General features: G+C 32.5%; 3 protein-coding genes. 2 read left to right on the forward strand and 1 reads right to left on the reverse strand.

What is annotated here, in order from left to right; genetic code table 11:
- Positions 1–90: 90 nt before the first annotated feature.
- Positions 91–672 (reverse strand): RNA polymerase sigma factor, encoded by a 582-nt coding sequence (locus VKY47_RS05320; RefSeq protein ID WP_324310980.1) that lies wholly within the window; start codon positions 670–672, stop codon positions 91–93.
- Positions 673–796: 124 nt separating this feature from the next.
- Between VKY47_RS05320 and VKY47_RS05325 the strand changes: the two genes are divergently transcribed.
- On the forward strand, positions 797–2698 hold the full coding sequence (locus VKY47_RS05325) for a T9SS type A sorting domain-containing protein (protein WP_324310983.1): 1902 nt from the start codon (positions 797–799) through the stop codon (positions 2696–2698).
- A 131-nt stretch (positions 2699–2829) separates the two neighbouring features.
- Entirely contained in the window at positions 2830–3426 is a 597-nt protein-coding gene (locus VKY47_RS05330; RefSeq protein WP_324310985.1) for a hypothetical protein, read from the forward strand.
- Positions 3427–3504 lie beyond the last annotated feature (78 nt).

The following is a 3504-nucleotide window of genomic DNA, read 5'->3' on the forward strand; positions in this document are numbered from 1 at the left end:
GCAATCTATTTTCAAAAGCCACTAATTCTTCCGGTTGTAACATTCCAGACAAATAATCTTCAAATAATATATAATCTTGTTCTTGCATGGTTAAGATTTTAGGTTTTTATAAGTTGGCGACTCTTGAATCATTTTGGTTAGTTGGCCTATGCATAAAGACTTCTTTTTTCTGGCATAAGCATACGTTACACCTAGATTTTCAGCAACTTCTTCCATAGATTTTATTTTAAAAGTGGCTTTTAATAAGTCCTTACAGGCCTGTCCTAGTTTTTCAAACATATCTTTATATAAACTGTGTTGTTGTTCAAATAGAGAGGTTTCGAAAGCTAGTTCTTGAGCGTCATCATCCTTAGATAACACCTCTTCATTAATTGTTACCTCTTTATTACCAGTTTTTTTTAATTGGTTGAGCCATTTACGTTTACAGAGTAAGAAAAAATAAGCATCGAACGGACATGTAAGCTCTAAGTTTTTTTCTGTGGCCTGGTTATAAATAGTTATAATGGTTTCTTGAATAATATCTTTAGCACTATCGGCATCTCCACTGTTCTGCTTAATATAATTAATAACTTTTGGAGCAAACTTATCGTAGATAGCCTGAATGATAAATGCGTTGTTCGCCACCAAGCCTTCTATATACTTCTGATCTTCGTGAATTTTCTTTTGGCTCATAAACCCTTTATTTTTAACGAATTTAAAAAAACTTCGCATAATAAGGGTAACAATTTTAAAATGGTTTTGATGTATGAAAGAATGGATAAAGTATCCATGAATTAACATTAACAAAAATTTTATTATGAAAAATTCTATTCAAAAAATCTTTTTGATTTTTTTACTTGGCTTTTACGGAGCTCTATACGCGCAAACCCCATTAACTGGAGGCGTTCAAACCAGCTCTCTTAACAACTCTTCCATAAGTGCATGGACACCATCTACATCGGACAAAAACAAGGAGTTTTATGCCATTACTTATTGGTCCGATTCTCCTAACGAAGTTGGCAATTACTTAAAAATCTATAATGGCTCTACTTATAATGCAACTTCTCCAGACGTAAAATTCTCGAATTATGGCGGATTTGCTAGAGTTAAAATTGATAACAAAAACAATATTTATGTTTTATATGTCGACTATGAAAAACCTAATGGAACGGTATTTAAAACCTATTTGAAGAAATTTGATACCTCAGGCCATTTAATAGGTTCGCGTATTGAAGTTGTAAATAATATACATGCCACAGATTTAGCTATCGCTCCAAATGGAGATGTATTAATTGGTTGTACAGAAAACAACAAAATAAAGGTGAAGATTTTTAGAGACATGCACTATAGAGGACTTTTACCTTTGGATGACGTTAAATTAATTAATGCCACGCATCCATTTGTAATAAATATGGATATGAATGATGAAAAATTGGCAGTTGGATATTCTTTTGATAGAGTAAATTATTTAAAAGCACATATTAAACGCTACACATATTCTTCAAGCTTTAATCAAAATACAAACTTATCTAGTTTACATTCTCATTTTATTCAAGATGGTACTCGATTTGGTTTTCGTAATACAAACCAAATAGCTATTAGAGATAACTGGGAAGTGTTTTATAACGTAACTCAATCATTTCCTTCATCTCCTGCATCATCTACTATTCGTTTTTTAAACCAAAATGGAAGTAATGGAGGTGAACATTTTAAACAATCAAAAGACGGATTTGTTGCGGTAGACAAAAATAATCGCTTAATAATGAGTCAATATTCTGGAAGTTTAGTAGATGCTAATCACAAAGTTAAGTTGTACGATTCTGGAAATAGTTTGATACATACTTATAGCATTGACAATAAAATTGAAAATGACTTAAGAAGTATGGCTATTTATGACTGCGACTTTATTGTTACTGGAATTGATAGAAAACTTGGAGCCAACCCAAACAATCATTCTTACCAAAGTTTTCACCAAGTATTTGGTTGTGGTGGATGCAAAGAAGATTCTAAACCAACGGCAGCAGCTAAATTTAGATTCCCTAATCAAGAAAATGAATATGATAGTTATTACGGCCCAATGAAAGTAACAGAGCTATGTTTAATTGACAATTTATGGGTAGATGGCTCAGCAAGTACGTGTGAAGATAGATACTTTGTAGGATTATCAGAATTTAATTTATCAACTTGGACAGATATCAACGTTTTACATTCTGACTGGGTATCACCACTAACTCAAGCACCTAACAACATTAATATTGTAGATTTCTTACCTCAAGGATATCATTTAAGACCAGGAAAGATATACAGATTTAGATTGGCTGTAGGAAACCCTTGGGATGCTGTAGATATTTTCTTTGAAGTAACTTGTTGTAAAAGAGAAATTATTGCCGATCCACACCCAGGAGGTTTAGAAACAGAAAAAGCTTTTGAATACACAATTACTTTTGGGGATGAAGTTACCGAAAATACTGAGAAAGAATTAAATTTTAAAGTTTTTCCTAATCCAGCACAAGATCAAGTTACTTTAGATTTTACTGAAATAGAAAGTAAAGACACAAAAATTATTAGTGTGCGAAACATACAAGGTATTGAGGTACATACTAGCAGAACTCAAGACCAAAAAGAAACCATCTATATTAAAAATTGGCCAACTGGCATATATATTAGTACAGCCATAATAGATGGAAAGACCTATCAAAACAAAATAATTAAAAAATAGGTAACATCCTGCTTAACAAGCTGTTTCTTAACTGAAACAGCTTGTTTTTAAAAAATTTCATTAAAAACAGGGTAACAATTTTAAAAGAGTTTTGATATCAAGGTGTAAGCAATAAATTAAAAACAAAAATTATGAAAACGAAAAGTTTAAAAAAAATCGCATTACTGTCTATGTTAAGTCTCTTTGTACTTTCATCCTGCGATAATGACGATGACGCCACAAACAATGTGTGTGATGACTCTTATGTAGACACAGCGATAACGGATGCTTTTTCCACTGCAAATGGCTATGATGACCATGCTGAATTCATGGATTTAAATACGCACGAATACCGCATGGTAATAAATGCAGACGGAGAAATATGTAGTGTGGGATATCAAAATCCGAGTACTTGGACAGGCGATTATTTAATGGAAGTAATTAACGAAACATCTCAAGCTTCTTACTCTGGCACCCATTCTTTTTCACAATCACAATTAGATTATCAAAGCATAACTCCAGTGTCGGTAAGTTCAGGAGATATCATTAAAGTTTCGCGAACCATCGTAAACAGTACTTCTGTAAGTGAAACAGTTGGTAGAACCTTACAAAAATCGGATTACTCAGATGTTCCTTATCCAATAACAGTAGGAAATATTGAATTTCTAAGCTCCAATTTTTATGGGAATGGAGGTCCAGTCCTAAACATTGGCCAACCATACATTCCTATAGGTTTTAAAGTAAACTAAAAACCAGTAAAGTCATGCTTAACTTAAAAATCAGTGATTCTTTGCACACTAAGTTTCATTACAAAGCAGTAAAGATCT

The organism is Xanthomarina sp., from assembly GCF_035306705.1.
GTDB lineage: Bacteria > Bacteroidota > Bacteroidia > Flavobacteriales > Flavobacteriaceae > Xanthomarina.